Below are 26,375 nucleotides of genomic sequence, written 5' to 3' on the forward strand. Positions count from 1 at the left end.
CGGGTCAGGGCGCCGCCATTTCATCTTGGTGAAAATATCCTGGGGAGGTCATCGCCCGAGCGATGACCGGGGCGAAGCCCCTGCTCCCGTTTCAATTGAACTTATTGTCCCTAGGGAATCCGCGCGGGGCCATGCGGCCGGCGCTGGCGCGTTTGCCCAGCCATTCGGTCAGGTCCGGCTCGGTGCGGGTGCGGCCGCCGCTTTCTTGCCAGCGCAGGCCATCGGCCAAGGTGATGAAGGCCGCGTCCGACAGGTCGCCATCCTTGAACTTCTGCAGCCGCACGCCCTTGCCGCGCGCCATCTCGGGCAGTTCGTCCAGCGGGAAGACCAGCAGTTTGCGGTTCTGGCCGACGGTCACGACATGGTCGCCGCTGACCGGACGGATCAGCAGCGCCTCGCCGTTCAGCACCTGCTTGCCGCTCTTGGTCTGGGCGAGGATATCGGCGGCAGAGACGATGAATCCGTCCCCGGCCTTCGAGGCGACCAGGTAGCGTTCGCCCTCGCGCCACGGGAACATGGCGATGACCTCGGCCTCGTTCGGCAGGTCGATCATCAGCCGCAGGGGCTCGCCCATGCCGCGCCCGCCGGGCAGGTTGTTGGCCGGCAGGGTGTAGAAGCGGCCATTGCTGGCATAGATCATCAGCTTGTCGATGGTCTCGGCATGTTGCGCCAGACCCGGCCCGTCGCCATCCTTGAACTTGACCTCGGCATCCAGCGCCTGATGGCCCTTCATCGCCCGGATCCAGCCCATCTTCGAAAGGATCACCGTCAGCGGCTCGCGCTCGATCATCGCCTCCATGTCGATCGGCTCGACCTCCACGGCATCGCCGATCAGGGTACGGCGCTGGCCCTCGGCCGCGGATTTGCCAAAGAGGTTGCGAACCTCCTTCAACTGGTCGGCGATGCGCGACCATTGCGCGCCCTCATCGGCCAGCATGGCCTGCAGCCCGTCCCGCTCGGCCAAGAGATTGTCGCGCTCGGCCCGAAGTTCGATCTCTTCCAGCTTGCGCAGGGCGCGCAGGCGCATGTTCAGGATCGCCTCGACCTGCACATCCGTAAGCCCGAACTCGGCCATCATCACCGATTTCGGGTCATCCTCGAAGCGGATGATCTCGATCACCCGGTCGAGGTTCAGATAGGCGATCAGATAGCCTTCCAGCACCTCGAGCCGTGCGGCGATCTTTTCCAGCCGGAAATTCGCGCGCCGGACCAGCACCTCGCGGCGGTGGTCCAGAAAGGCGCGCAGCACCTCTTTCAGCGAGCAGACCTTGGGCACGCGGCCATCGATCAGCACGTTCATGTTCAGGTTGAAGCGGATCTCCAGATCGCTGACGCGGAACAGGGCCGCCATCAGCTGCTCGGGATCGACGCTGCGGGCGCGGGGTTCCAGCACGATGCGGACATCCTCGGCCGATTCGTCGCGCACATCGGCAAGGATCGGGATCTTCTTGGTCTGGATCAGCTCGGCCAGACGCTCGATCAGCTTGGATTTCTGCACCTGGTAGGGGATCTCGGTGACGACGACCTGCCACTGACCCCGGCCCAGATCCTCCTGCTCCCACTTTGCACGCAGCCGGAAGGCGCCGCGCCCGGTGCGATAGGTCTCGGCGATCGATTCCGCGCTTTCCACCAGCACGCCGCCGGTGGGGAAGTCCGGCCCCTTGATCAGGCCAGCAAGGGTATCGTCGCGGGCCTCGGGCATCTTGATCAGATGCAGGCAGGCGTCGATCACCTCGTGCAGGTTATGGGGCGGAATGTTCGTGGCCATGCCGACCGCGATGCCCGAGGCGCCGTTTGCCAGAAGGTTCGGGAAGGCCGAGGGCAGCACGACAGGCTCGGTCAGCGTGCCGTCATAATTCGGGCGGAAATCGACCGAATCCTCGGCCAGCCCCTCCATCAGCGCCTCGGAGGCCATCGCCAGACGGGCCTCGGTATAGCGGCTGGCGGCGGGGTTATCGCCGTCGATATTGCCAAAGTTCCCCTGCCCGTCGACCAGCGGATAGCGCATGGCGAAATCCTGCGCCAAGCGCGCCATCGCGTCATAGATCGCGGCATCGCCATGGGGGTGATAGTTGCCCATCACGTCGCCGGTGATCTTTGCGGATTTGCGGAACGCGCCGGTGGGCGACAGCCGCAGCTCGCGCATGGCGTAAAGGATGCGGCGATGCACCGGCTTCAGCCCGTCCCGCGCATCGGGCAGCGCGCGGTTCATGATCGTCGACAGCGCATAGGTCAGGTAGCGCTCGCCGATGGCCCGCGACAGCGGTTCGGATTCGGTATTGCGGTCGGGGTCGAGGGGCAATTCGTCAGACATGGCGACTGGATAGGGCGCGGCGGGGCCTCGGTCCAGCGGGAAAATCCGCGCCCTGCGACAAGCTGCGGAACACAGCCGCGTGAAAGGGCGTTAAGATCGGTGCCGCGGGGGAACGAACGCAAGATGATTCGACTGACGATCCTGACTTTGCTGGGCCTGTTCGCAGTTCTGGCGCTTCTTGGCGACCGGGACCCGGACCGGCCCTTCAACCCGACGACCGAGGAGGCCGCGCCCGCGCCGGAGGCCGCACCCGTCGAGACGGTGGTTGAAGCGGCGGCCCCGGCAGTCCCTGCCGATGAGGTGGCCCAGACACCCGAACAGGTGCAGACCTTCCCCGGCCCGCCGCTGCGCCCCTCGCCCGAACATGCCGGCGAAGCCGAGACCGAACTGGCCGAGGCCGAGGCACTGGCGGCAGGCGGCGCCGAGATCATGTACGTGACCGGCGACCGGGTGAATTTCCGCGCCGGCCCCTCGACCAATGACCGGGTGATCGGCGCGATCCTGCGCGGCAGCCCGGTCGAGATCCTTGGCCAGACCGAAGGCTGGGTACAGCTGCGCGATGCCGGCGGGCGCGAGGGTTACATGTCGCTGCAATTCCTGTCGCCCGAGCGGCCGAACTAGATGTCCGGCAGGGTTCTGCTGACCGGCTGCTCCTCGGGCATCGGGCTGGATGCCGCGCGGCACCTCAAGGGTCGAGGCTGGCAGGTGGTGGCGACCTGCCGCAAGCCCGAGGACATTGCCGCCCGCCAGGCCGAAGGCATGGAATGCCTGCATCTGGAACTGGCCGATGAGGCCAGCGTGGCCGAATGCGTCGCCGAGGCGCTCGCCGGCGGGCCGGTCGACGCGCTGGTGAACAACGCCGCCTTCGCCCTGCCCGGCGCGGTCGAGGATATTCCGCGCGGCGGCCTCCGGTCGATCTTCGAGGCCAATCTCTTCGGCACCCATGACCTGACCGTGCGGCTGATCCCGCATTTCCGCGAATTGGGCCGGGGCCGGATCGTCAATATCTCCTCGGTGCTGGGGCTTGTCGGCATTCCATGGCGTGGCCCCTATGTGGCGACGAAATTCGCGCTCGAGGGGCTGACCGACGTGCTGCGGATCGAACTGGCGGATACGCCGATCCATGTCAGCCTGATCGAACCCGGCCCGATCGCCTCGCGGATCCGGGTGAACGCCATTCCGCATTTCGAGCGGTGGGTGAACTGGCAAGACAGCGCCCGGGTGCAGGATTACCGCGATACGCTGCTGAAGCGGCTCTACCAGCCCTCGGCAAAGAAGGATCGCTTCGAACTGCCGCCCGAGGCGGTCAGCCGCCGCATCGCCCATGCACTGGAAGACCCGCGCCCCAAGCCGCGCTATTATGTCACCGTTCCGACCCGGGTTTCGGGAATCGGACGGCGGATTCTGCCGACGCGCGCACTGGACTGGTTCGCCCGCCGCAGCTAGGGTCCGGCGCGAAAGCGAGGTCCCATGAAGGACGATCCCCTGTTCTATCTCATCGTGCTGGCGGTGCTGGCCACGACCCTGATCCTGGTGACCGGGATCGGCGGCTTTGCCCGCGGCGGCGCCTGGAACCGCAAGCATGGCAACCGGATGATGCGCTGGCGGATCATCGCCCAGGCCGTCGCCATCGCACTGATCCTGCTTTACGTCTGGCTGAGAGGGTAATCCATGGTCGTTCTGAACAAGATCTACACCCGCACCGGCGACAAGGGCGACACCGCGCTGTCGGATGGCAGCCGGGTGGCGAAACATGATCCGCGGGTCGAGGCCTATGGCACGGTGGACGAGCTGAATGCCACCCTTGGCATGTGCCGGCTGCACGCGACCGGCGACTTGGCCGCGCGTATCGCGGTGATCCAGAACGATCTTTTCGATCTCGGGGCCGACCTGTCGCGACCGAACATGGCTGCCGACGGCGAGGCCGGTTACGAGGTGCTGCGCATCGTCCAGCCGCAGGTTGACCGGCTCGAATCCGAGATCGACGCGATGAATGCCAACCTGCAACCGCTGCGCAGCTTCATCCTGCCGGGCGGCTCGACGCTGGCCGCGCATCTGCACCTGTCGCGCACCGTGGCGCGCCGGGCCGAGCGCCGGGCGACCGAACTGGCGGCGGGTGGCGATGCCAATGCGGTCGCGATCAAGTACCTGAACCGGCTTTCGGACTGGCTGTTCGTCGCCGGTCGGGTCGCCAATAACGGCGGGCTCGACGATATCCTCTGGGTGCCGGGGGCCAGCCGCTAAGGCTTACGTTGGCGTAAACGTAACGTCATGGAAATTGGTCTTGTAAAGCTTGCCTTTCGGCAGCTAACACGGGCCGCGAACCGATGACGCAACTTTGGGAGAGAGACGGATGAAGGTCCTCGTGCCGGTGAAGCGCGTAATCGACTACAACGTGAAGGCCCGCGTGAAGGCGGACGGCACGGGTGTCGATCTGGCGAATGTGAAGATGTCGATGAACCCCTTTGACGAGATTGCCGTGGAAGAGGCGATCCGGCTGAAGGAGAAGGGCGTCGCGGAAGAAGTGATCGCTGTCTCGATCGGCGTGAAGCAGGCGGCGGAGACGCTGCGCACCGCGCTGGCCATGGGCGCCGACCGGGCGATCCTCGTGGTTGCCGCCGATGACGTGCACCAGGACATCGAGCCGCTGGCCGTCGCCAAGATCCTCAAGGCCGTGGTCGATGCCGAAGGACCGCAGCTGGTCATCGCCGGCAAGCAGGCCATCGACAATGACATGAACGCCACGGGCCAGATGCTGGCCGCGCTCTTGGGCTGGGGTCAGGCGACCTTTGCCTCGAAGCTCGAAATCGAGGGCGGTGCGGCGAAAGTCACCCGCGAGGTTGACGGTGGTCTGCAGACCATCGAGGTGAAGCTGCCGGCGATCGTCACCGCCGACCTGCGGCTGAACGAGCCGCGCTATGCCTCGCTGCCGAACATCATGAAGGCGAAGAAGAAGCCGCTCGATGAAAAGACGGCGGCGGATTACGGCGTCGATGTCAGCCCGCGGCTCGAGATCGTCTCGGTCAAGGAACCCGAGGGCCGCAAGGCCGGGATCAAGGTCGGCTCGGTCGACGAGCTGGTCGGCAAACTCAAAGAAGCGGGGGTGATCTGATGGCTGTTCTTCTGCTGGGTGAAGTCACCAACGGTGTGCTGAGCGTCGATGCCACGGCCAAGGCCGTGAACGCGGTCAAGGGTCTGGGCGATGTGACGGTGCTCTGCGCCGGGGCGTCCGCGAAGGAGGCCGCTGCAGAAGCGGCGAAGATCGCCGGTGTTGCCAAGGTGCTGGTCGCCGAGGATGCGCTCTATGGCCACCGTCTGGCCGAGCCGACCGCCGCGCTGATCGTGTCGCTGGCCGGCGACTATTCGCACATTGCTGCTCCTGCCACGACCGACGCCAAGAACGTCATGCCGCGCGTCGCCGCGCTGCTCGACGCGATGGTAATCTCGGATGTCTCGGCGGTGATCGATGCCGATACCTTCGAGCGCCCGGTCTATGCCGGCAACGCCATCCAGACGGTCAAGTCGAAAGACGCGAAGAAGGTCTTCACCGTCCGCACCGCGAGCTTCGATGCTGCGGGCGATGGCGGTTCGGCCAGCGTTTCCGACGCCGCCATTGCCGAGAACCCCGGTCTGTCGAGCTGGGTTGCCGACGAGGTCGCCAAATCCGACCGCCCGGAACTGACCTCGGCCGGCCGCGTGGTCTCGGGTGGCCGTGGTGTCGCCTCGAAAGAGAACTTCGCCATCATCGAGGCCCTGGCCGACAAGCTGGGCGCCGCCGTCGGTGCCTCGCGCGCTGCCGTCGACAGTGGCTACGCACCGAACGACTGGCAGGTCGGCCAGACCGGCAAGGTCGTGGCGCCCGAGCTTTACGTCGCCGTCGGTATCTCGGGTGCGATCCAGCACCTCGCGGGCATGAAGGACTCGAAGGTCATCGTCGCCATCAACAAGGACGAAGAGGCCCCGATCTTCCAGATCGCCGATTATGGTCTGGTGGGCGATCTCTTCACCGTGGTCCCGGAACTGACCGAGAAGCTGTAAGAGCTTTCATCTTGGCTTAAATATCCCGGGGAGTCGCGCAAAGCGCGACGGGGCAGCGCCCCCGCCCCGGCCAGAACACCGAACCGCCCGCGCCAACCGGCCCGGGCGGTTTTCTCATTGAAGCGCCTCCGATGCCGCCCTATCGTCGCCCCCAGTCAAGCGAGGGTGAGACGAGATGGCGATTCAATCGGTGGGCGTGATCGGCGCAGGGCAGATGGGCAACGGCATCGCCCATGTTTTCGCATTGGCCGGCTATGACGTGCTGATGACCGATATCAGCCAGGAGGCCTTGGACAAGGCCGTCGCCCTGATCGACAAGAACATCGAACGCCAGGTCAGCCGGGGCAAGGCCACGGCCGAGGACAAGGCGGCGGCGATGGGCCGGATCAAGACCACGTTGAAGCTGGCCGATCTGGGCAAGACCGACCTGGTGATCGAGGCTGCGACCGAGCGCGAGACGGTGAAGCAGGCGATCTTCGAGGACCTGCTGCCGCATCTGAAGCATGACACGATCCTGACCTCGAACACCTCGTCGATCTCGATCACCCGGCTTGCCAGCCGCACCGACCGGCCCGAAAAATTCATGGGCTTCCACTTCATGAACCCTGTGCCGGTAATGCAGCTGGTCGAGCTGATCCGCGGCATCGCCACCGATGAGCCGACCTATCAGGCGATGCTGGAGGTGGTGGAGAAGATCGGCAAGACCGCCGCCAGTGCCGAGGATTTCCCCGCCTTCATCGTCAACCGCATCCTGATGCCGATGATCAACGAGGCGGTCTACACGCTCTACGAGGGCGTGGGCAACGTGAAGTCGATCGACAGCGCCATGAAGCTCGGCACCAATCACCCGATGGGACCGCTGGAACTGGCGGATTTCATCGGGCTGGATACCTGTCTGGCAATCATGAACGTGCTGCATGAGGGGCTGGCGGATACCAAGTACCGCCCCTGCCCGCTGCTGACCAAATATGTCGAGGCCGGCTGGCTGGGTCGCAAGACCGGGCGCGGCTTCTATGACTATCGCGGCGAGGAGCCGGTTCCGACGCGCTGAATGCCGCATTCAGACCGGCCGGCCCGGCCTCGCCGCCACAGGATGACCCGATCCGAAGCGAGGATAGTGTGATGATGAAGCGAGTGATTGTGACGACGGCGCTGACCCTTCTGGCCGCGCCGGCCCTTGCCGATGACGAGGCCTGCAAGGCCGTCCGCCTGTCTGATCCCGGCTGGACCGACATCACCGCCACCAATGGCGTTGCCAGCGTGGTGCTGCAGGGTCTGGGCTATGAGCCCGAAATCAGCACCCTGTCGGTGCCGGTCGGCTATGAGGCGCTGAAGAACGGCGATACCGACGTTTTCCTGGGCAACTGGATGCCGGCACAGCAGAAATTCCGCGACGATCTGGATGCCTCGGGCGTGGTCGACCTGCTGGGCCAGAATCTCGAGGGTGCCAAGTTCACCCTGGCGGTGACCACGCCGGGTGCCGATCTCGGGGTCAAGGACTTCGCCGATCTCGATGCGCAGAAGGACGCCTTCGAGGGCAAGATCTACGGGATCGAGCCGGGCGCCCCGGCGAACCAGTCGATCCAGGGCATGATCGAGGCCGACGAGTTCGGGCTGGGTGACTGGGAACTGGTCGAATCGGGCGAACAGGCGATGCTGGCGCAGCTGGCGCGAAATGACGCCGCCGGCACGCCCACGGTCTTTCTCGCTTGGGCACCGCATCCGATGAACGTGAATTTCGCCGTCACCTACCTGTCGGGCGGCGACAAGCAATTCGGCCCCGATTTCGGTGGTGCCACGGTGCATACGCTGGCCCGCAAGGACTGGGTCGCCGCCTGCCCCAATGCGGCGAAGCTGTTTCAGCAGATGGTCTTCTCGATTGACATGGAAAACCAGCTGATGGGCAAGATCCTCGACGAGGGGATGAGCGGCGAGGACGCGGCAAAGGACTGGCTGTCCGCCAATCCCGATGCCCTGACGCCCTGGCTTGACGGCGTGACCACGCTGGACGGTCAGCCCGGCGGTGATGCGGTCAAGGCTGCCATCGCCGGATGACGCAGCCGAATATCCTGATCCTGATGGCGGATCAGCTGTCGGGGGTGCTGTTCCCCGACGGCCCCGCCGATTTCCTGCACGCCCCGAACCTGAAGCGGCTGGCCGAACGCTCGACCCGCTTTGCCAATGCCTATACCGGCAGCCCGCTTTGTGCGCCGGGGCGCGCCAGCTTCATGTCGGGGCAATTGCCGCGCCGCACCCGGGTCTATGACAATGCGGCCGAGTTCGCCTCGGACATCCCGACCTATGCCCATCACCTGCGCCGCGCCGGCTATCAGACCTGCCTGTCGGGCAAGATGCATTTCGTCGGCCCCGACCAGCTGCACGGTTTCGAGGAGCGGCTGACCACCGACATCTATCCCGCCGATTTCGGCTGGACCCCGGACTACCGCAAGCCGGGCGAGCGGATCGACTGGTGGTATCACAATCTGGGTTCCGTCACCGGCGCCGGCGTGGCCGAGATCACCAACCAGTATGAATATGACGACGAGGTCGCCTATCACGCCTGCCGCAAGCTCTATGACCTGTCGCGGGGCGGGGATGCGCGACCCTGGTGCCTGACGGTCAGCTTCACCCATCCGCATGACCCCTTCGTCGCCCGGCGCAAATACTGGGATCTCTACGAGGACGCGCCGGAGCTGGAACCGCCGGAAGCCATCCCCTATGCCGAACAGGACCCCCATGCGCAGCGGCTGATGGACGCCTGCGACTGGCAGGGACTGGAAATCCGGCCCGAACATGTGCGCCGCGCGCGTCAGGGCTATTTCGCCAATATCAGCTATATCGACGAGAAATTCGGCGAGATCCTCGACGTGCTGGAACGCAGCCGGCAAGAGGCGATCATCATTGTCCTGTCGGATCACGGCGAGATGCTGGGCGAGCGCGGGTTGTGGTTCAAGATGAGCTTTTTCGAAGGCTCGGCCCGGGTGCCGCTGATGATCGCGGCGCCCGGCATGGCGCCGGGGCGCGTGGATCGCCCGGTCAGCACCATCGATGTGCTGCCGACGATCTGCGATCTGGCCGGATTGCCGATGGACGAGATTGCCCCCTGGACGGATGGGGAATCGCTTGCGGATGGCGGCGCGTCGCACGGGCCGGTGGCGATGGAATATGCCGCCGAGGGCAGCATCACCCCGCTGGTCGCCCTGCGCGAAGGGCAGTGGAAATACATCGCCTGCAAGGCCGATCCCGAACAACTGTTCGATCTCGAGGCCGATCCGGGCGAGCGGATGAACCTTGCCGCCGATCCGGCCCATGCCGAGACCCTCGCCCATTTCCGGCAGATGGCGGCCGCGCGTTGGGATCTGTCGACCTATGACGCCGAGGTGCGGCAGTCGCAGGCCCGGCGCTGGATCGTCTACGAGGCGCTGCGGAACGGCGCCTATTACCCCTGGGATCACCAGCCGCTGATGCAGGCCTCGGAGCGTTACATGCGCAACCACATGGACCTGAACGTGCTGGAGGAAAGCAAGCGCTTCCCGCGCGGTGAATAGCTTGGGGGGAGTAGCGCCGGACAGCAGAACGGGGCCGGATTTCTCCGGCCCCGTTTCGCGCGATCAGGACTTTACTCGTCGGTCTTGGGGTCGCGCTGGTTCATGAACTGGTCGAACTCCGCCTTGTCCTTGGCCTCGCGCAACTTGGCGAGGAAGTCGAGGAATTCGCGGTGCTCGTCCTCGAGCCGCTTCAGCGTTTCATCGCGATAGGCGTCGAAAGCGACATTGCCCGTGGGGGCGGCGTAGTAGTGGCTGCGATGGCCGCGATGGCCGCAGCTGCGATGTCCGAACATGCGTTTGCTCCAGATCATGTAACCAAGGATGGCGAGGCCGACCGGCCAGAAGGCAACGAAGCCGAGGATCATGGCAACGATCCATGCGGGCTTGCCCTTTTCGTCCAGCCAGTCACGGGCACGGCCAAGCGGACCATTTCCGCGCTGCTGGGGCAGTTGATAGACCGGCCAGGTTTGAGAGGCGCTGTGCATTTCTTGTGACCTTTCCATGTTAATGTTAATCACATTTACATAAATGGGAGGTCCAAGTCCCCGGTCAAGACGCGGCAGGGACTATTTTTCACAGACCCGCCGAAACGAAAAAACCCCGGCCATCAGGCCGGGGTTTTGTCTGTTCACCGCCTGATGCGGATCAGTTGCCGGTAACCAGCGTCCACCAGATCTTCTTCGACGGCTCCTGGTACCAGCCGATGCCCAACTGGGTCGCGGTCGGGTCCATGATGATGTCGCGGGTGTCGCGGGTCTGCATCCAGGCGTTCAGGGTCTGGATGTCGTTCTCATAGGATTCCGAGATGTTCTCGCCGATGATCCCGCCGAAATAGCCCTGCCGCTTGGCCCGGTCGAGGGGCGAGCTGCCATCCGAACCGAAATGCCAGGCCCGGTTCTGAGCCGCCATGTCCTGCGAATGCGCCACGGTCGAGGCCGAAAGCTGCGGGTTCAGCATCAGCGGCGTCAGGCCGATATTGGCGCGCAACTGGTTGATCTGGCCCTGAACGCGCAGCGGGATCTGCGACGCCTCGCGCTGGTCGATCGTGTAGGCGACCGGGATCGGCTGGCCGTCAGGGCCAAGCTGCGGTTGGGCAAGTCGCGGCGCACAGGCGGTCAGCGCAAGCACGGACAGGACCGCAATCGTGCGGATGTTCAACATTTCGGGTGTCCCTCATAGGCGTTTTCCGGTGATTTACCCAAACCCGGGCCTCCGATCAAACGCAAGAATTCGTGATGCGGCAGTCCTGCAACAGCCTTTCGCCCCTGCCCGGCCGATGACGGTCCTTTGATTTGAAATGGCAAGTTCATAAGCATAAATCCGCCAACAGACCCGCATCTCTCTCGATGGGCAGCAAGAGGCCGCCAGCAGAACGGCCCAGAACGAAGGACAAGAGCATGAGCAAGTTTCACCAGCTTAATCGCCGGGCGTTCCTGACGACCGCCGCCGCCGGTGCCGCCGGCCTGGCGCTTCCGGCCTTTGGCCAGCAGATCGATCCCTATACCGGCCAGCCGATCTACGGCGCGACCGCCGGCGCCACGCCCGATGCCGGCGCGGTGCAATATGACAGCGGTCAGGACAGCCGCCGGAACATCTCCAGCTTCCATTCGCAAAGCTGGCAGCCGCATTTCGACACCCTGACCAATGGCGCGATCCTGGTCGACCTGACCTCGCGCGCGGTGCATTACTGGTCCGAGGACCAGTCGGTCTACAAGCTTTACCCGTCCTCGATCCCGGTCAGCGAAGACCTGACCCGTCGTGGCCGGACCGAGGTGATCCGCAAGGTCGAAGGCCCGACCTGGTCGCCGACGCCGGACATGAAGAAGCGCAACCCGGAATGGCCCGATTTCGTGCCCGCCGGGCCGGACAACCCGCTCGGCACCCATGCGCTCTACCTGTCGTGGCAGTATTACCGGATCCACGGCACCCACGACACGCGCAAGATCGGCCGCAAGTCCTCGAACGGCTGCATCGGTCTTTACAACGAGCACATCAAGGAACTGTTCGCCCTCTCGACCGTCGGCACGCAGGTTCTGATCATCTGAGGCGCAGCGCAGCTGCCCAAAGAAAAGGCCCCGGGAACGGGGCCTTTTTGCTGTCTCGCGTTCGGTCTCAGGCGACCAGCACGTCCAGCCGGGCGGCGCAGATGAAATCATTTTCCGTCAGCCCGCCGGCCTCATGCGTGGTGAAGGTCACTTCGCAATAGCCCCAACCAAAGGCGATGTCGGGATGATGGCCCTGCTTGTTCCCCAGCCATGCCGCCAGGTTGGCCATCTCGACCGCCTTGGCAAAGCCCTTGAACTCGAAGCGGCGGCTGATCTTCGTGCCATCCTCGGCAAGCACCCAGCCCGCGTCGAGTTGCGTCATCATCTCCCGCACCGCCTCGGGCGAAGACGGGGCGATGCCGCCCCGGCACGGCTCGCAGGTCTTCTGGCTCAGGTCATTGGTCGCCATGCTGTCCTCCCTCTGCCGCTGCTGCCAACACTAGCAGGTCATGGGCGGCGCGATAAGCCGGCGCGCGCTCAGGCCGGCGTCACCCAGCCGCCGATATTCTCTCGGATGACGTTCATCATCACGTCGATATGCGCGGGATCGTCGTTCAGGCAGGGGATATAGGTGAACTCCTTGCCGCCGGCATGTTCATAGGCCTCGCGGATCTCGCCATTGATCTCTTCCAGCGTCTCGATGCAATCGGCGGCAAAGGCCGGCGAGATGACGGCGATGTCGCTGACGCCCTGCTTGGCCAGCTCGGCCACATGCTCGACGGTATAGGGGCGCAGCCATTCCTCGCGGCCGAAGACCGACTGGAAGCTGGTATCGATGATCCCGTCCTCCCAGCCAAGCGCGGCCTGCAACAGGCGCGAGGTCTTCTGGCACTGGCAATGATAGGGGTCGCCCTGCATCAGATAGCGTTTCGGCATCCCGTGATAGCTGGCGACCAGCCGCCCCGGCTTACGATTGCCCAGCACCCGGCGGACCGAAGCCGCCAGCGCCGCGATGTAATCGGGCCGGTCGAAATAGGCATCGACCGTGCGTACCGAGGGTTGCCATGTCTGTTCCATCAGCGCCCGGAACAGCTGGTCATTGGCGGTGGCCGAGGTGGCGCCGGCATATTGCGGGTAAAGCGGCAGGAAGACGATGCGCCGGCAGCCGGCCTTGACCATCCGCTCCAGCACTTCCCCGGTCGAGGGATTGCCATAGCGCATGCAGAACTCGACCATGACCTGGTCGCCCCATTCGGCATGGGCGCGGGCACGCAGCGCCGCGGTCTGGTCACGGGTAATGGTCATCAGCGGGCTTTCGCCCTTTTCCTCGTTCCAGATCAGCTTGTAATTCGCGCCCGAACTGAACGGCCGCTTGGTCAGGATGATGCCCTGCAGGATCGGCTGCCATTTCCAGCGCGGCAGGTCGATCACCCGCTTGTCCGAGAGGAACTCGTTCAGGTAACGGCGCATCGACCAGTAGTCATAGCCGTCGGGCGTGCCCAGGTTGGCGATCAGGATGCCGGTCTTCGGCGGGGTGACGGCGGGATGGTCGGCGGGCTTTGCAGCTGGCGTCATGTCTTGTCTTTCGTATCGTTCAGCGCATCGGCCAGCAGCATCTGGGCGCTGCCGGGGCGCAGCGGCTTCTGCTGGTTCTCGGCGGGAGACCAGCCGGTCAGGAAGACCAGGTCAAAGGTCGCGCGGATACGCGCGGGATCGTCGCGGTCGGGGAAACGCTCGGCATAGATGGCGGCGGCGCGGGCCAGAACCTCGCGCCGGGTGGGCTGGCGCAGCCGAGCGGCCAGCGCATTGCCCTCGCCCATCGCCCGCAGATCCTGCGCCAGATGGATCAGGTCGCGATAGCTGGCGGGCAGGTTCAGCAGATCGGCCACCGGCAGCGCCAGCCCGGCGCGGCCCAGCAGCGCCCCCATCTCGCGGATCTCGCCCATCGGCAACACGCGCGGCGACAGCCCGCCCGAAACCTCGGCCTCGGCCTCAGCCAGCGCGGCGCGCAGTTCCGAAAGCGTCTGGTTGCCGGGGCAGACGGCGATGAACAGCCCGTCCGGGCGCAGCGCGCGGGCGCATTGGATGATCTGGCCGACCGGATCATCGGCCCAGTGCAGCGACATGGCATGAATGACCAGATCGAGACTGCCGGGCGGCGGCAGGTCCAGAACCGGCGTGTCGGGCAGGATCAGCGCCCCGGGAAAGGCCTCGGCCCAGAGCGCCGGATGGCCGGTCACGACCGCAACGTCCCGAAACGATCTTTTAACCTCGGCCAGCCTATCCTGCAGCTCGTCGGCGGCGATTCGATGCAGGAAATCCGCCAGACCGGCGCGGGTGGCGCGGGCCCGGTTGCGGGTCAGCGCGGCGCGGTCGGTCAGAGCCGGTCTGTCAGAAGAGGAGAGGGCTTGCATGGTGATGCAACATAGGGGCCTTGGCGGGATGTTGAAAGGTGCGTTGCGTATCCTTTACCCGCCGCAATGCCTGTGCTGCGCCGATCCGGTCGCGACCGAAGGCGCGCTCTGCGGGCGCTGCTGGTCCGAGGCGGAGTTCATCACCGGCGCTTGCTGTGGCCGCTGCGGCGCGCCGCTGCCCGGCGAAGTCGAGACATCGGGCGGGCGAGAGGTGCAACTGGTCTGCGACGATTGCCTGGTCATTGCCCGCCCCTGGCGCCATGGCCGCGCGGCGATGGTCTATTCCGGCACCGGGCGGCAGCTGGTGCTGGCGCTGAAACATGCCGATCGGCCCGACCTTGCGCCGGCACTTGGCGACTGGCTGGCGCGGGCGGCGCGTCCGCTGATCCGGCCCGGGATGCTGGTGGTGCCGGTGCCGGTGCATCCCTGGCGGCTGCTCAAGCGGAAATACAACCAGTCCGAACTGCTGTCCTCGCACCTGGCGCAGGTCTTTGAGCTTGAGCATCGACCCGAGTTCCTCGCCCGCACCCGGCATAGCGAGGGGCAGGATCACAAGGGCGTGGCTGATCGCTTCGCCAATGTCGCCGGCAGCATCCGGGCCAGCCGCCGCCATGCCGCGCGGTTGCAGGGACGCGCGGTGCTGCTAGTCGATGACGTGATGACCTCGGGCGCAACGCTGGCGCAGGCGGCCGAGGCGCTGCGCGCCGCCGGATCGGGGCCGATTTCGGTCGCGGTGGTGGCGCGGGCGGTCAAGGCTCACTAGATAGGGAATTGAACGAACCGTTTTCCACGCGAGAGTCCTGCTGCCATGGCCCAGATCGAGATCTATACCACCCCCTCCTGCCCCTATTGCCACCGGGCCAAGGCCCTGTTGCGCGAGAAGGGGGCAGCCTTTGACGAGACCGATGTTTCCATGGACCCGGACCTGCGGCTGGCGATGACCAACCGCGCCGGTGGCCGCCGCTCGGTGCCGCAGATCTTCATCAATGGCGAACATGTCGGCGGCAGCGACGATCTTTACGCGCTGGAACAGGCCGGCAAGCTGGATGCGCTGCTGGCAGCGGATGCCGCGCCCGTCGGTCGCTAAGACGGTGGCACAGTCAGCGGGCAGCGGCGGGGCGAAACCCGGTGCAGGGAGCGATCTCCTGCGCGTCGCGCTGCTGCAGCTGACGGTCAGCGACGATCCTGCAGAAAACCTGCCGGTGACGCTGGACCTGATCGCCAAGGCGGCGGCCGAGGGCGCGACGCTGATCGCCACACCCGAGGCGACGAACCTGCTGTCGCCCTCGCGCGACTGGCAGCGCGAGGCGCTGCGACCCGAGGCCGAAGACCCGACACTGGCCGCCCTGCGGGACGCCGCGCGGCAGCACGGCCTCTGGCTGCTGATCGGCTCGCTTGCACTGCGCGATGACGACCCGGAAGGCGACGGCCGCTTTGCTAATCGCAGTTTCCTCATCGCGCCGGATGGCGGCATCGCCGCACGCTATGACAAGATCCACATGTTCGACGTGACCATCTCGGACACCGAAAGCTATCGCGAAAGCGCCGCCTATCGTCCCGGCGCGCAGGCGGTGCTGGCCGAGGGGCCGGGGCCGATCGGCATGACCGTCTGCTATGACCTGCGCTTCCCGCAGCTTTTCCGCCGCCTGGCACAGGCCGGGGCGCGCATCCTGACGGTGCCCGCCGCCTTCAACTCGACCACGGGTGCAGCGCATTGGCATGTCCTGCTCCGCGCCCGCGCCATCGAGACCGGCTGTTTCATCCTCGCCCCGGCGCAATGCGGCACCCACCCTGCCCCGCACAGCCCCGACCGCCACCCGCGGCAAAGCTATGGTCATTCGCTGATCGTCGATCCCTGGGGCGAGGTGCTGGCCGATGGCGAAACGACGCAGGGTCTGGTCATCGCCGAGCTTGACCTGGGGGCAGTGGAAAGGGCACGGTCGCGCATTCCGTCCCTGACCCATGATCGCGACTATTGCGGCCCCTGACCTGCAGATGACCACTACTACCGCCCCCAACGCGCCGCAGCCCAAGGACCAGACGCCCGACCGTCTGGCCGCGAGCCTCTTTGCCGAGGTGCTGATCGCCGATCAGCTGTCGCGCAACCTGATCAGCAAGGCCCTGCCCCGCGGGATGCAGATCTCGCATTTCTCGGTGCTGAACCTGCTGGCGCATATGAACGAGGAACGCACGCCGGCCGAACTGGCGGCGGCCTTCCACGTCACCCGGGGCGCGATGACCAATACGCTGTCGCGGTTGGAATGGGCCGGGCATGTCCATATCCGCCCTGATTGGGATGATGCCCGGCGCAAGCTGGTGGCGATCAGCCCGGCGGGCCGTGCCGCGCGCGATGCGGCCATCGCTGCCTTCATGCCGCTGATCGCCGATATCGTCCGCGACATCGGCGCGGACCGGGTGCGGGCCACCCTGCCGGTGCTGCGCGAATTGCGGCTGCGGCTGGCGGGTGACGAGAACGGCTGAGCCTCAGCGCCGCCCGGTCATGATGTAGTTTACCGACAGATCGCGCTCAGACAGGCTCCAGTCCCACCGAATCGGGTTGAAGACCATGCCACGCCGGTCCACCGCCGGCATCCCCGCTGCGGCCATCATCCCGGCCAGTTCCTCGGGGGTGATGAAGCGGTGCCATTCATGCGTCCCCTTGGGCAGCCAGCGCATGATCCATTCCGCCCCGATGATCGCCGCGCCAAAGCTTTTCGGCGTGCGATTCAGGGTCGAGACGATCATGACCCCCCCGGGCTTCGTCAGCGCCGCGCAGGTGGCGACGAAAGCCGCCGGGTCGGCGACATGTTCGACGATCTCCAGCGCCAGAACCGCATCGAACCGCTCGCCCGCGTCGGCCAGCGCCTCGGCGGTGGTGGCGCGGTAATCGATCTCCAGCCCCTGCTGCTCGGCATGAAGGCTGGCGACCGAGATATTGCGCTCGACCGCGTCGGCACCCACCACCTCGGCCCCCAGCCGCGCCATCGGCTCGGTCAGCAGGCCGCCGCCGCAGCCGATATCCAGAAGCCGCAAGCCTTCGAAGGGCCGAAGGCTGCGGGCATCGCGGCCGAACTCGGCGCCGATGCGGCTGATGATATAGTCGAGCCGGGTCGGGTTCAGCATGTGCAGCGGCTTGAACTTGCCGTTCGGATCCCACCATTCGGCGGCCATGGCCTCGAATTTCGCCAGTTCCGCCGGATCGACGCTGCTGCCTTCGGCATTCCGTCCCGTTACAAGGGTACTGTCCTGGGTCATGGCGTGTCCTTCGGCTGGCAGGTTTGTCGCGGGCGATCTATACTGCGTCAATGGACAGATTGGCAGGACAAATCGGCGCGACACCCGGGCGGCTTTATCCCGACATCCGCCCCTATGACCAGCGCATGATCGACCGCGGCGACGGGCATCAGCTTTACGTCGAGCAATGCGGCAATCCCGATGGCCAGCCGGTGCTGGTGCTGCATGGCGGCCCCGGCGGCGGTTGCAGCCCGTTCATGCGGCGCTTCTTCGACCCGGCTCATTACCGTGTCGTCCTCTTCGACCAGCGCGGCTGCGGCCGCTCGCGCCCAACCGCCAGCGTCGAGGCGAATACCACGGCGCATCTGATCGGCGATATCGAGGCGATCAGGCAGATTCTCGGTGTCGCGAGCTGGACCCTCTTCGGTGGCAGCTGGGGGGCGACACTGGCCCTTGCCTATGCCGAGGCCCATCCCGATCGTGTTGCCGCGCTGGTGCTGCGCGGGGTGTTCCTGGGGATGCAGAGCGAGCTCGACTGGTTCTATGGCGGCGGCGCTGGCCGGTTCTTCCCCGATCTCTGGGCGCGCTTCCGCGAGGTGATCCCCGAGGGGGAACGCGGCAACCTGATCGCCGCCTATCATCGCCGCCTCTTCGATGATGATCCCGGGCGGCAGGCACGTTACGCGCTGCCCTGGCTGATCTGGGAAAACGCGCTGGCCGGGTTGCAATCCTCGGCCTCGACCACGGCGCCGACCGAATATGCCCGCGCCTTCGCCCGTCTGGAAAACCACTACTTCGTCAACGGCTGTTTCCTCGACGAGGGCCAGCTGCTGCGCAACAGGGCCCGGATCGAGAATCTGCCGGCGGTGATCGTGCAGGGCCGCTATGACATGGTCTGCCCGCCGCAAAGCGCCTGGCAACTGGCCGAGGGCTGGGACCGCTGCGAGCTGCGAATCGTCCCGGCGGCGGGCCATGCCCTGTCCGAAGCGCCGATTGCCGCCGAACTGGTGCGGGTGATGGACGAGCTGCGCGACAGGGCCAGCTCCGCCTAGACAACCGGCCCGAGACTCGGCTTGCATTCCACGAAGCTTGCGCCTATATACCGCCTCAACAGCGGCGCAGGCTTCCACCACCTGCCCCACCGAGCAAGACGACCGGGCCCGCTGATGGCCCGTTTTTCATTTCTGGGGACTGACATGTCCAATGACCTGATCGCCAAGACTGCCATCGACCGGCGCCTGGCCGAGATCCTGATCCCGGTGATCGAGGATCTGGGATTCGAACTTGTGCGCCTGCGCCTGCAGGGCGGCAAGACCGCCACGCTGCAGATCATGGCCGACCGTCCCGAGGGCGGCATCAACGTGGATGACTGCGCCGATATCTCGGTCGCCGTCTCGGCCACGCTGGATGTCGAGGACCCGATCGAGGACAATTACCATCTGGAAGTCTCCAGCCCCGGCATCGACCGGCCGCTGACCCGGCTGAAGGACTTCGCCACTTTCGAAGGCTACGAGGCCCGGCTGGAGACCAACCAGCCGATCGACGGTCGCAAGCGCTTCAAGGGCATCCTGGCCGGGGTCGAGACCGGCGAGGGTGGCGACGAGGTTCTGCTGAACATCGAGGAAGCCGGCGAGACCCAGACCATCGGGCTGAATTTCGACTGGCTCAGCGACGCCAAGCTGGTGCTGACCGACGAGCTGATCCGGGAAATGCTGCGCCAGAAGAAGGATGCGGGGGTCGAGATAGACAATCTCGACGAATCCCATTTTGACGAGATCGAAACCGAAGACGAGGCCGCGCAGGACGCCGGCTCAGTGAAGGAGTAAGTGATGGCAATCACCTCTGCCAACCAGCTTGAACTGCTGCAAACCGCCGAGGCCGTCGCCCGCGAGAAGATGATCGAGCCCGAGTTGGTCATCGAAGCGATGGAAGACAGCCTCGCCCGTGCAGCCAAGTCGCGCTATGGCGCCGAGATGGACATCCGCGTCCGCATCGACCGCAAGACCGGCAATGCCACCTTCACCCGCGCCCGCACCGTGGTCGAGGACGAGGCCGTCGAGAACTACCAGGCCGAATTCACCGCCGATCAGGCCCGCCCCTATTTCGAGCCGTCCAAGGATGGCCGCGCCATCTGGCTGCGCGAGGGCGTGGCGATCAGCGAGTTCAAGGGCAACACCCCGCAAGCCGGCGACGTTTTCGAGGAGCAGGTGCCGCCGGTCGATCTGGGCCGCATTGCCGCGCAATCGGCCAAGCAGGTGATCCTGCAGCGCGTCCGCGAGGCCGAGCGCGATCGCCAGTACGAGGAATTCAAGGACCGCGCCGGCACCATCATCAACGGTGTCGTCAAGCGCGAGGAATATGGCAACATCATCGTCGATGTCGGCCGTGGCGAGGCGATCCTGCGCCGCAACGAGAAGATCGGCCGCGAAAGCTATCGCCCGAACGACCGCATCCGCGCCTATGTCAAGGATGTGCGCCGCGAGGCCCGTGGCCCGCAGATCTTCCTGTCGCGCACCGATCCGCAGTTCATGGCCGAGCTGTTCAAGATGGAAGTGCCGGAAATCTATGACGGCGTGATCGAGATCAAGGCCGTGGCCCGTGATCCGGGTTCGCGCGCCAAGATCGCCGTGATCTCCTATGACAACTCGATCGACCCCGTCGGTGCCTGTGTCGGTATGCGCGGTTCGCGCGTGCAGGCTGTTGTCGGCGAATTGCAGGGCGAGAAGATCGACATCATTCCGTGGAATGACGATCAAGCCACCTTCCTGGTGAACGCACTGCAGCCGGCCGAGGTCTCGAAGGTCGTCTTCGACGAGGATTCGACCAGCATCGAGGTCGTGGTGCCCGACGAGCAACTGTCGCTCGCCATCGGTCGTCGCGGCCAGAACGTGCGCCTGGCCAGCCAGCTGACCGGGCTCGACATCGACATCCTGACCGAGGAAGAAGAATCCAAGCGCCGTCAGGCCGAGTTCAATTCGCGCACCCAGTTGTTCATGGACAAGCTGGATCTGGACGAATTCTTCGCCCAGCTGCTGGTGGCCGAGGGCTTCACCAATCTGGAAGAAGTGGCCTACGTCGATCTGGACGAGCTGCTGGCGATCGATGGCGTCGACGAAGGCACCGCCGAAGAGTTGCAGGCCCGCGCCCGCGACGTGCTGGAGGCCGCCAACAAGGCCGCGCTGGAAAATGCCCGTGCCCTTGGCGCCGAGGACAGCCTCATTGAATTCGAGGGCCTGACGCCCCAGATGGTAGAGGCATTGGCCAAGGATGGCGTGAAGACGCTGGAAGACTTCGCCACCTGTGCGGACTGGGAACTGGCCGGTGGCTGGACCACGGTCGACGGCCAGCGCGTCAAGGATGACGGCCTTCTGGAACCCTTCAATGTCTCGCTGGAAGATGCGCAGACCATGGTGATGACCGCCCGCGTGATGCTGGGCTGGGTCGATCCGACCGAACTGGAGCCGAAGGACGACGACAGCGACGACGAGGACACCGCAACCGAGGAGGCCGGGGCGTAAGCCCTGGAGGTCCGCAGGATGAGCCGCGGGGGCCGGGACAAGGACCGCGAAGCGCCGAGCGAGAGGCGCTGCATCGTCACGGGCGAGGTCCAGCCGAAGCGCGGCCTTGTCCGCTTCGTGCTGGGGCCCGACAACATGGTGGTGCCTGATCTGGCCGAAAAGCTGCCGGGTCGCGGGGTCTGGGTGGTTGCGGATCGCGCCGCGATCGACAAGGCGGCCACGAAGGGGCTGTTTGCGCGCGGGTTTAAGGCCCCGGTGACGACGCCCGAAGGTCTGGGCGCGCTGGTCGAGGCGGGCATGGCGCAGAGGGTCGTGGATCTGGTGTCTCTGGCGCGCAAGGCGGGCCGCGCAGTGGCCGGGTTCGAGAAGGTAAAGTCCTGGCTTGCAGCCGGGCAGGCAAAGGTTCTGTTGCAGGCCAGCGACGGGTCCGACCGGGGAAAAGGCAAGCTGTGGACACCCGAGGGTGGACGCTGGTTTGGCTGCCTGACGGCGGCAGAATTGGGTTTGTCCTTCGGTCGCGATCATGTCATACACGGCGCGCTTGCGCCGGGTGGGCTGACCGACAGTGTAATCAACGATGCGGGCAGACTGACGGGTCTGCGCGAGCATGACGGCGGCGTGGCCGCCGGAAAGGATACGGACGCGAGATGAGCGATAAAGACGGTAACAAGACATTGGGCATCGGCGGGCGTTCGGGTCAGGTGAAGCAGAGCTTCAGCCACGGCCGGACCAAGAGTGTGGTCGTCGAGACCAAGCGCAAGCGCGTCGTGGTGCCCAAGCCCGGCGCTGCTGCCGAAAAGCCTGCTGGCATCGCTCCGACCGTGGCTCAGGTCTCTGCTGCCGGGTCGCGGCGTCCCGCCGGCATCACCGATGCCGAGATGGAGCGCCGGCTGAAGGCTTTGGCTGCCGCCAAGGCGCGTGAGGCCGAGGAAGCTGCGACCCGCGCCGCCGAGGAAAAGGCCCGCGAGGAAGAACGCGAGCGCCGCCGCGCCGAGGCCGAGGCCAAGGAGCGCGAGGATCGCGAGCGCGAAGAGGCCCTGAAGGCCAAGGCCGACGAGGATGCCCGCCGCGCCGAAGAGGCACAGCTGCGCGAGCAGAAGAAGGCCGAAGTGCGCAAGCCCGCCGCCGCCGAGAAGCCGGCGACCCCGGCTGACCAGGCCGCGGTCGAGGCCGCCGCCGCACGCGCCGAGGCCAAGGGTGTCTCGACCACCGGCCCGCGCAAATCCGAACGCGACCGCCCGGAACGCGGCGCCGACCGCGGTGCACCCGCCGGCCGCGCCGGCGAGCGCGACAACCGGCGCGCCGGCAAGCTGTCGCTGAATGACGCGCTGTCCGGTGGCGAAGGCGGCCGTCAACGCAGCCTTGCGGCGATGAAGCGCAAGCAGGAGCGGGCCAAGCAGAAAGCCATGGGCCAGTCGGTCCGGGCCGAAAAGCAGGTGCGCGACGTGCAGCTGCCGGAAACCATCGTGGTTTCGGAACTGGCCAACCGGATGGCGGAACGCGCCGCCGATGTGGTCAAGTCGCTGATGCAGATGGGCATGATGGTCTCGATCAACCAGCCGATCGATGCCGACACCGCCGAACTGGTGATCGAGGAATTCGGCCACCGCGCCGTCCGCGTCTCGGATTCGGATGTGGAACAGGTCATCGACACGGTCGAGGACAAGGACGAGGATCGCCAGCCCCGGCCGCCGATCATCACCATCATGGGCCATGTCGACCACGGCAAGACCTCGCTTCTGGACGCCATCCGCCACGCCAACGTGGTCTCGGGCGAGGCCGGCGGCATCACCCAGCATATCGGTGCCTACCAGGTGACCACCGATGGCGGCGCGGTGCTGACCTTCCTCGACACGCCGGGCCACGCGGCGTTTACCTCGATGCGCGCGCGCGGTGCCAATGTCACCGATATCGTCGTGCTGGTGGTCGCCGCCGATGACGCGGTGATGCCGCAGACGGTCGAGGCGATCAACCACGCCAAGGCCGCCAAGGTGCCGATGATCGTGGCGATCAACAAGGTCGACAAACCGGCTGCCGACCCCAACAAGGTCCGCACCGCTCTGCTGCAGCACGAAGTCGTGGTCGAGCAGATGTCGGGCGACGTGCAGGATGTCGAGGTTTCGGCCAAGACCGGCCAGGGGCTGGACCAGTTGCTGGAAGCCATTGCGCTGCAGGCCGAGATCCTCGAACTGCGTGCCAATCCCGAGCGCGCCGCACAGGGCGCAGTGATCGAGGCGCAGCTTGACGTGGGCCGTGGCCCGGTCGCCACCGTTCTGGTGCAGAACGGCACGCTGAAGCGCGGCGACATCTTCGTCGTCGGCGAGCAGTGGGGCAAGGTGCGCGCGCTGATCAACGACAAGGGCGAGCGCGTCGAAGAGGCCGGTCCCTCGGTTCCGGTCGAGGTTCTGGGTCTCAATGGTACGCCCGAGGCTGGCGACGTTCTGAACGTGGTCGAGACCGAGGCGCAGGCCCGCGAGATCGCCGACTACCGCATCCAGGCCGCCAAGGACAAACGCGCCGCTGCCGGTGCCGCCGTCACGCTGGACCAGATGATGGCCAAGGCCAAGGCCGACCAGAGCGTTGCCGAACTGCCGGTGGTGGTGAAGGCCGACGTGCAGGGCTCGGCCGAGGCGATCGTTCAGGCGCTGGAAAAGGTCGGCAATGACGAGGTGCGCGTCCGCGTGCTGCATTACGGCGTCGGCGCCATCACCGAAAGCGATGTGGGCCTTGCCGAGGCTTCGGGCGCGCCGGTCATCGGCTTCAACGTCCGGGCCAATGCGCCCGCCCGCAATGCCGCCAACCAGAAGGGTGTCGAGATCCGTTACTACTCGATCATCTATGATCTGGTGGATGACATCAAAGCCGCCGCTTCGGGCCTTCTGTCGGCCGAAGTCCGCGAGACCTTCATCGGCTATGCCGAGATCCGCGAGGTCTTCAAGGTCACCGGCGTTGGCAAGGTTGCCGGCTGTCTGGTCACCGAGGGCGTTGCCCGCCGCTCGGCCGGCGTCCGCCTGCTGCGCGACAACGTGGTGATCCACGAAGGCACGCTGAAGACGCTGAAGCGCTTCAAGGACGAGGTCAAGGAAGTGCAGTCCGGCCAGGAATGCGGCATGGCCTTCGAGAATTACGACGACATCCGCCCGGGCGATGTCATCGAGATCTTCGAGCGCGAGGAGGTCGAGCGCAAGCTGTAAGCGGCGCTCGCCATCCCCAGACCCCAAAAGCAGAAAGGGCGCCCTCCCCGGCGCCCTTTCTCGTTTTTCAAACTCGTAAAAACGAGGGTCGTTGTCAGGCGCCTACCGGCTTGCCGACATAAATCTTGTCACCGACCCGCACGGCGATCTTGCCGTTCGGGTCTTTGCGTTCGAACACCCCCTGGACCGAGATACAGCTACCGATCGTGATCGTGCGAATCATGTCCATCCCATTGCATTGACTTCATGGTGGAATCAGAATGCCGCGACCCACCCCTTGCGGGAATGGGGATTTCACAAGGGGGTTGTGAAACATTAACTTTTCTCGAGGTACCCGGCGTTTTGCGGCATTAAAGCCACAGACGAATCTGCGGGATCAGCGGGATGTCGGCGGGCGGCATCGGATAGTCGGTCAACTTTTCGGGCCGCACCCAGGCCAGCCCCTGCCCCTCGCGCGGCTGCACGATGCCGTTCCATTTTCGGCAGGCAAACAGCGGCATCAGCAGGTGGAAATCGGCATAGCTGTGGCTGGCGAAGGCCATGGGGGCGAGGCAGGATTGCCACGTCTCGATCCCCAGTTCCTCGTGCAATTCGCGGATCAGCGCCGCCTCGGGGGTCTCGCCCGGCTCGACCTTGCCGCCCGGAAACTCCCACAGACCGGCCATCGATTTGCCCTCGGGGCGCTGTGCCAGAAGCACGCGCCCGTCAGGGTCGATCAGCAGGACGGCGGAAACCAGTACGACTTTCACAGGCGCATCTCCGAACCGACCTTCACGACCGGTAATCGGCGTTGATGTCGATGTAGCGGTGGGTCAGGTCGCAGGTCCACATGGTCTGCTCGCCCTTGCCCAGCCCCAGATCGACGCCGATCACCAGCTCCTGCCGCTTCATGTATATACTGGCCTTGGTCTCGTCGTAATCCGGCGAGCGCCAGCCGTCGCGGGCCAGAACCATGTCGCCAAAGCTGATCGACAGCTTGTCGCGGTCGGCCTTGGCGCCGGACTTGCCGACGGCGGCGACCACCCGGCCCCAGTTGGCGTCCTCGCCGGCGATGGCTGTCTTCACCAGCGGCGAATTGGCGATGGCGCTGGCGATCTTGCGGGCGTCGGCCTTGCTGGCCGCACCGGTCACCCGGACCTCGACGAACTTCGTCGCCCCCTCGCCGTCGCGCACCACCTGCTTGGCCAGGTCCAGCATGACACTGTCCAGCGCCGCCGAGAAGGCCTTGCCCGTGGCCGAGCTGGCGCTGGTGATCGGCTTTGCCGCCGAGCGCCCGGTCGCCGCCATGATCAGCGCGTCCGAGGTCGAGGTGTCGCTGTCCACGGTGATGCTGTTGAAGGTGCCGTCGACGCGCGCCGACAGGAATTTCTGCAGCAGCTCGGGCGCGATGGCGGCATCGGTAAAGATATAGACCAGCATGGTCGCCATGTCGGGTGCGATCATGCCCGAGCCCTTGGCGATGCCGGTGATGCGGATCACCCCGCCCTCGCCCTCGATCTCGGCGAAGGCACCCTTGGGGAAAGTGTCGGTGGTCATGATGGCACGCGCCGCCCCGGCGATGCCCGCCGGGTCCAGCCCGCCGGCCAGCTGGTCGATGACGGCGGTGATGCGCTCGGCCTTCAGCGGCTCGCCGATCACCCCGGTCGAGGAGGAGAACACCCGCTCGATCGGCATCCCCAGCTTCTTCGCCACGGCGCCGGTCACAGCATCGACGGATTTCTGCCCCAGCGCGCCGGTAAAGGCATTGGCATTGCCGGAATTGACGATGATGGCCGCGCCGCGCGAGATGTCCTGCGGCCCTGCGAGCTTCGCCTGATTGTCAAGCACGCAGGCCGCGCGGGTCGAGGACCGGGTGAAGACCCCGGCGATCGACGATCCCGGCGCAATCCGCATCAGCGTCACATCGGTGCGCCCCTGATACTTGATCCCGGCCGAGGCGCTGGCGAAATCGACGCCCTCGATCGCGGGCAGATCGGGGAAGGCCGCCGGTGCCAGCGGCGAGACCAGCTTGGCCGAGGCGGTCTTCACCTCGGCCATCTCGGCCTCGATCTGCTTCACCTTGTCGGATTTGCGCGCCTTCTTACCGGCCTTGTCCGACTTGTCTTTCTTCTTGTCCTTGGCCATCGCGCG

Annotated in this window: 29 protein-coding genes; 19 read left to right on the forward strand and 10 right to left on the reverse strand. The window is 65.7% G+C overall.

Features of this window, described 5'->3' with window-relative positions:
* Positions 1 to 91: 91 nt before the first annotated feature.
* A complete protein-coding gene (gene parC, locus CX676_RS11335) occupies positions 92 to 2,314 on the reverse strand; it encodes a DNA topoisomerase IV subunit A (RefSeq protein WP_101752712.1) in 2,223 nt (740 codons plus the stop codon).
* A gap of 123 nt (positions 2,315 to 2,437) precedes the next feature.
* On the opposite strand from parC, the gene CX676_RS11340 reads away from it, so the two are divergent.
* The 9 genes from CX676_RS11340 to betC all read left to right on the forward strand — a co-directional run bounded on the left by CX676_RS11340 (position 2,438) and on the right by betC (position 9,900).
* Positions 2,438 to 2,935, forward strand: a complete 498-nt coding sequence (locus tag CX676_RS11340; RefSeq protein ID WP_101752713.1) for an SH3 domain-containing protein — start codon at positions 2,438 to 2,440, stop codon at positions 2,933 to 2,935.
* A complete protein-coding gene (locus CX676_RS11345; protein ID WP_101752714.1) occupies positions 2,936 to 3,760 on the forward strand; it encodes an SDR family NAD(P)-dependent oxidoreductase in 825 nt (274 codons plus the stop codon).
* Between the two features lie 24 nt (positions 3,761 to 3,784).
* A complete protein-coding gene (locus CX676_RS11350; RefSeq protein ID WP_101752715.1) occupies positions 3,785 to 3,982 on the forward strand; it encodes a twin transmembrane helix small protein in 198 nt (65 codons plus the stop codon).
* Between the two features lie 3 nt (positions 3,983 to 3,985).
* Positions 3,986 to 4,558, forward strand: coding sequence for a cob(I)yrinic acid a,c-diamide adenosyltransferase (locus CX676_RS11355; protein ID WP_101752716.1), 573 nt, complete (start codon positions 3,986 to 3,988; stop codon positions 4,556 to 4,558).
* Positions 4,559 to 4,667: 109 nt separating this feature from the next.
* Positions 4,668 to 5,426, forward strand: coding sequence for an electron transfer flavoprotein subunit beta/FixA family protein (locus CX676_RS11360; protein WP_101752717.1), 759 nt, complete (start codon positions 4,668 to 4,670; stop codon positions 5,424 to 5,426).
* Positions 5,426 to 6,352, forward strand: coding sequence for an electron transfer flavoprotein subunit alpha/FixB family protein (locus CX676_RS11365; RefSeq protein ID WP_101752718.1), 927 nt, complete (start codon positions 5,426 to 5,428; stop codon positions 6,350 to 6,352). The genes CX676_RS11360 and CX676_RS11365 overlap by 1 nt, the downstream gene beginning before the upstream one ends.
* Before the next feature lie 175 nt (positions 6,353 to 6,527).
* The gene (locus CX676_RS11370) at positions 6,528 to 7,403 is read left to right on the forward strand and encodes a 3-hydroxybutyryl-CoA dehydrogenase (RefSeq protein WP_101752719.1); all 876 of its coding nucleotides are present in this window, start codon (positions 6,528 to 6,530) and stop codon (positions 7,401 to 7,403) included.
* A 74-nt stretch (positions 7,404 to 7,477) separates the two neighbouring features.
* Complete coding sequence (gene choX / locus CX676_RS11375; protein ID WP_101754284.1) at positions 7,478 to 8,407, forward strand: choline ABC transporter substrate-binding protein; 930 nt, start codon at positions 7,478 to 7,480, stop codon at positions 8,405 to 8,407.
* Positions 8,404 to 9,900: a choline-sulfatase gene (gene betC, locus CX676_RS11380; RefSeq protein ID WP_101752720.1), complete on the forward strand. Its 1,497-nt coding sequence runs from the start codon at positions 8,404 to 8,406 to the stop codon at positions 9,898 to 9,900. The genes choX and betC overlap by 4 nt, the downstream gene beginning before the upstream one ends.
* A 71-nt stretch (positions 9,901 to 9,971) precedes the next feature.
* Here the strand turns inward: betC and CX676_RS11385 are convergent, their stop codons facing one another.
* Together CX676_RS11385 and dalA are read right to left on the reverse strand one after the other, a co-directional pair.
* Complete coding sequence (locus CX676_RS11385; RefSeq protein WP_101752721.1) at positions 9,972 to 10,385, reverse strand: DUF2852 domain-containing protein; 414 nt, start codon at positions 10,383 to 10,385, stop codon at positions 9,972 to 9,974.
* Between the two features lie 160 nt (positions 10,386 to 10,545).
* Complete coding sequence (dalA, locus tag CX676_RS11390) at positions 10,546 to 11,061, reverse strand: divisome-associated lipoprotein DalA (RefSeq protein WP_101752722.1); 516 nt, start codon at positions 11,059 to 11,061, stop codon at positions 10,546 to 10,548.
* Positions 11,062 to 11,297: 236 nt separating this feature from the next.
* On the opposite strand from dalA, the gene CX676_RS11395 reads away from it, so the two are divergent.
* A complete protein-coding gene (locus CX676_RS11395; RefSeq protein ID WP_101752723.1) occupies positions 11,298 to 11,945 on the forward strand; it encodes a L,D-transpeptidase in 648 nt (215 codons plus the stop codon).
* Positions 11,946 to 12,012: 67 nt separating this feature from the next.
* Here CX676_RS11395 and CX676_RS11400 read toward each other — a convergent pair whose 3' ends face one another.
* The 3 genes from CX676_RS11400 to CX676_RS11410 all read right to left on the reverse strand — a co-directional run bounded on the left by CX676_RS11400 (position 12,013) and on the right by CX676_RS11410 (position 14,299).
* Entirely contained in the window at positions 12,013 to 12,354 is a 342-nt protein-coding gene (locus CX676_RS11400; protein WP_101752724.1) for a 4a-hydroxytetrahydrobiopterin dehydratase, read from the reverse strand.
* Between the two features lie 68 nt (positions 12,355 to 12,422).
* Positions 12,423 to 13,460, reverse strand: coding sequence for a ferrochelatase (hemH, locus tag CX676_RS11405; protein ID WP_101752725.1), 1,038 nt, complete (start codon positions 13,458 to 13,460; stop codon positions 12,423 to 12,425).
* Entirely contained in the window at positions 13,457 to 14,299 is an 843-nt protein-coding gene (locus CX676_RS11410; RefSeq protein ID WP_101752726.1) for a methyltransferase domain-containing protein, read from the reverse strand. Before CX676_RS11410 ends, hemH begins: the two co-directional genes overlap by 4 nt.
* Here CX676_RS11410 and CX676_RS11415 point away from each other — a divergent pair.
* From CX676_RS11415 to CX676_RS11430, 4 genes are read left to right on the forward strand one after another with little or no spacing between them, the layout of a single operon-like run.
* Complete coding sequence (locus tag CX676_RS11415; RefSeq protein WP_232816424.1) at positions 14,298 to 15,062, forward strand: ComF family protein; 765 nt, start codon at positions 14,298 to 14,300, stop codon at positions 15,060 to 15,062. The genes CX676_RS11410 and CX676_RS11415 overlap by 2 nt on opposite strands.
* Positions 15,063 to 15,107: 45 nt before the next feature.
* Complete coding sequence (gene grxC / locus CX676_RS11420; protein WP_101752727.1) at positions 15,108 to 15,386, forward strand: glutaredoxin 3; 279 nt, start codon at positions 15,108 to 15,110, stop codon at positions 15,384 to 15,386.
* Between the two features lie 58 nt (positions 15,387 to 15,444).
* Complete coding sequence (locus CX676_RS11425; RefSeq protein WP_101754286.1) at positions 15,445 to 16,287, forward strand: carbon-nitrogen hydrolase family protein; 843 nt, start codon at positions 15,445 to 15,447, stop codon at positions 16,285 to 16,287.
* A gap of 7 nt (positions 16,288 to 16,294) precedes the next feature.
* Positions 16,295 to 16,780 (forward strand): MarR family winged helix-turn-helix transcriptional regulator, encoded by a 486-nt coding sequence (locus tag CX676_RS11430; RefSeq protein ID WP_101754287.1) that lies wholly within the window; start codon positions 16,295 to 16,297, stop codon positions 16,778 to 16,780.
* A gap of 3 nt (positions 16,781 to 16,783) precedes the next feature.
* Here CX676_RS11430 and ubiG read toward each other — a convergent pair whose 3' ends face one another.
* On the reverse strand, positions 16,784 to 17,554 hold the full coding sequence (ubiG, locus tag CX676_RS11435) for a bifunctional 2-polyprenyl-6-hydroxyphenol methylase/3-demethylubiquinol 3-O-methyltransferase UbiG (RefSeq protein ID WP_101752728.1): 771 nt from the start codon (positions 17,552 to 17,554) through the stop codon (positions 16,784 to 16,786).
* A gap of 50 nt (positions 17,555 to 17,604) precedes the next feature.
* Between ubiG and pip the strand changes: the two genes are divergently transcribed.
* The 5 genes from pip (at position 17,605) to infB (ending at position 24,245) form a co-directional block, all read left to right on the forward strand.
* Positions 17,605 to 18,585, forward strand: coding sequence for a prolyl aminopeptidase (gene pip, locus CX676_RS11440; protein WP_101752729.1), 981 nt, complete (start codon positions 17,605 to 17,607; stop codon positions 18,583 to 18,585).
* Between the two features lie 144 nt (positions 18,586 to 18,729).
* Positions 18,730 to 19,359, forward strand: a complete 630-nt coding sequence (gene rimP / locus CX676_RS11445; RefSeq protein ID WP_101752730.1) for a ribosome maturation factor RimP — start codon at positions 18,730 to 18,732, stop codon at positions 19,357 to 19,359.
* 3 nt (positions 19,360 to 19,362) lie between these two features.
* Positions 19,363 to 21,051: a transcription termination factor NusA gene (gene nusA / locus CX676_RS11450; RefSeq protein WP_101752731.1), complete on the forward strand. Its 1,689-nt coding sequence runs from the start codon at positions 19,363 to 19,365 to the stop codon at positions 21,049 to 21,051.
* A gap of 18 nt (positions 21,052 to 21,069) precedes the next feature.
* Entirely contained in the window at positions 21,070 to 21,702 is a 633-nt protein-coding gene (locus CX676_RS11455; protein WP_101752732.1) for an RNA-binding protein, read from the forward strand.
* Entirely contained in the window at positions 21,699 to 24,245 is a 2,547-nt protein-coding gene (infB, locus tag CX676_RS11460; protein ID WP_101752733.1) for a translation initiation factor IF-2, read from the forward strand. The genes CX676_RS11455 and infB overlap by 4 nt, the downstream gene beginning before the upstream one ends.
* Positions 24,246 to 24,339: 94 nt before the next feature.
* Here the strand turns inward: infB and CX676_RS23215 are convergent, their stop codons facing one another.
* The 3 genes from CX676_RS23215 to argJ form a co-directional block, all read right to left on the reverse strand.
* Positions 24,340 to 24,468, reverse strand: coding sequence for a hypothetical protein (locus tag CX676_RS23215; RefSeq protein ID WP_269801957.1), 129 nt, complete (start codon positions 24,466 to 24,468; stop codon positions 24,340 to 24,342).
* A 127-nt stretch (positions 24,469 to 24,595) separates the two neighbouring features.
* Complete coding sequence (locus CX676_RS11465) at positions 24,596 to 24,994, reverse strand: (deoxy)nucleoside triphosphate pyrophosphohydrolase (RefSeq protein WP_101752734.1); 399 nt, start codon at positions 24,992 to 24,994, stop codon at positions 24,596 to 24,598.
* A 22-nt stretch (positions 24,995 to 25,016) separates the two neighbouring features.
* Positions 25,017 to 26,369, reverse strand: coding sequence for a bifunctional glutamate N-acetyltransferase/amino-acid acetyltransferase ArgJ (gene argJ, locus CX676_RS11470; protein WP_101752735.1), 1,353 nt, complete (start codon positions 26,367 to 26,369; stop codon positions 25,017 to 25,019).
* Positions 26,370 to 26,375: the final 6 nt, after the last annotated feature.

The organism is Paracoccus zhejiangensis, assembly GCF_002847445.1.
Classification (GTDB): domain Bacteria; phylum Pseudomonadota; class Alphaproteobacteria; order Rhodobacterales; family Rhodobacteraceae; genus Paracoccus; species Paracoccus zhejiangensis.

Excerpts from the sequence above, each read along its gene's own strand:
- grxC (WP_101752727.1), top strand. The coding sequence starts at position 15,108 with ATGGCCCAGATCGAGATCTATACCACCCCCTCCTGCCCCTATTGCCAC.
- pip (WP_101752729.1), top strand. The coding sequence starts at position 17,605 with ATGGACAGATTGGCAGGACAAATCGGCGCGACACCCGGGCGGCTTTAT.
- CX676_RS11430 (WP_101754287.1), top strand. The coding sequence starts at position 16,295 with ATGACCACTACTACCGCCCCCAACGCGCCGCAGCCCAAGGACCAGACG.
- CX676_RS11370 (WP_101752719.1), top strand. The coding sequence starts at position 6,528 with ATGGCGATTCAATCGGTGGGCGTGATCGGCGCAGGGCAGATGGGCAAC.
- argJ (WP_101752735.1), bottom strand. The coding sequence starts at position 26,369 with ATGGCCAAGGACAAGAAGAAAGACAAGTCGGACAAGGCCGGTAAGAAG.
- nusA (WP_101752731.1), top strand. The coding sequence starts at position 19,363 with ATGGCAATCACCTCTGCCAACCAGCTTGAACTGCTGCAAACCGCCGAG.
- CX676_RS11395 (WP_101752723.1), top strand. The coding sequence starts at position 11,298 with ATGAGCAAGTTTCACCAGCTTAATCGCCGGGCGTTCCTGACGACCGCC.
- CX676_RS11340 (WP_101752713.1), top strand. The coding sequence starts at position 2,438 with ATGATTCGACTGACGATCCTGACTTTGCTGGGCCTGTTCGCAGTTCTG.
- infB (WP_101752733.1), top strand. The coding sequence starts at position 21,699 with ATGAGCGATAAAGACGGTAACAAGACATTGGGCATCGGCGGGCGTTCG.
- rimP (WP_101752730.1), top strand. The coding sequence starts at position 18,730 with ATGTCCAATGACCTGATCGCCAAGACTGCCATCGACCGGCGCCTGGCC.
- CX676_RS11400 (WP_101752724.1), bottom strand. The coding sequence starts at position 12,354 with ATGGCGACCAATGACCTGAGCCAGAAGACCTGCGAGCCGTGCCGGGGC.
- CX676_RS11345 (WP_101752714.1), top strand. The coding sequence starts at position 2,936 with ATGTCCGGCAGGGTTCTGCTGACCGGCTGCTCCTCGGGCATCGGGCTG.
- CX676_RS11350 (WP_101752715.1), top strand. The coding sequence starts at position 3,785 with ATGAAGGACGATCCCCTGTTCTATCTCATCGTGCTGGCGGTGCTGGCC.
- CX676_RS11365 (WP_101752718.1), top strand. The coding sequence starts at position 5,426 with ATGGCTGTTCTTCTGCTGGGTGAAGTCACCAACGGTGTGCTGAGCGTC.
- CX676_RS11360 (WP_101752717.1), top strand. The coding sequence starts at position 4,668 with ATGAAGGTCCTCGTGCCGGTGAAGCGCGTAATCGACTACAACGTGAAG.
- choX (WP_101754284.1), top strand. The coding sequence starts at position 7,478 with ATGAAGCGAGTGATTGTGACGACGGCGCTGACCCTTCTGGCCGCGCCG.
- CX676_RS11455 (WP_101752732.1), top strand. The coding sequence starts at position 21,070 with ATGAGCCGCGGGGGCCGGGACAAGGACCGCGAAGCGCCGAGCGAGAGG.
- CX676_RS11415 (WP_232816424.1), top strand. The coding sequence starts at position 14,298 with ATGGTGATGCAACATAGGGGCCTTGGCGGGATGTTGAAAGGTGCGTTG.
- ubiG (WP_101752728.1), bottom strand. The coding sequence starts at position 17,554 with ATGACCCAGGACAGTACCCTTGTAACGGGACGGAATGCCGAAGGCAGC.
- parC (WP_101752712.1), bottom strand. The coding sequence starts at position 2,314 with ATGTCTGACGAATTGCCCCTCGACCCCGACCGCAATACCGAATCCGAA.
- CX676_RS23215 (WP_269801957.1), bottom strand. The coding sequence starts at position 24,468 with ATGATTCGCACGATCACGATCGGTAGCTGTATCTCGGTCCAGGGGGTG.
- CX676_RS11410 (WP_101752726.1), bottom strand. The coding sequence starts at position 14,299 with ATGCAAGCCCTCTCCTCTTCTGACAGACCGGCTCTGACCGACCGCGCC.
- dalA (WP_101752722.1), bottom strand. The coding sequence starts at position 11,061 with ATGTTGAACATCCGCACGATTGCGGTCCTGTCCGTGCTTGCGCTGACC.
- betC (WP_101752720.1), top strand. The coding sequence starts at position 8,404 with ATGACGCAGCCGAATATCCTGATCCTGATGGCGGATCAGCTGTCGGGG.
- hemH (WP_101752725.1), bottom strand. The coding sequence starts at position 13,460 with ATGACGCCAGCTGCAAAGCCCGCCGACCATCCCGCCGTCACCCCGCCG.
- CX676_RS11355 (WP_101752716.1), top strand. The coding sequence starts at position 3,986 with ATGGTCGTTCTGAACAAGATCTACACCCGCACCGGCGACAAGGGCGAC.
- CX676_RS11385 (WP_101752721.1), bottom strand. The coding sequence starts at position 10,385 with ATGCACAGCGCCTCTCAAACCTGGCCGGTCTATCAACTGCCCCAGCAG.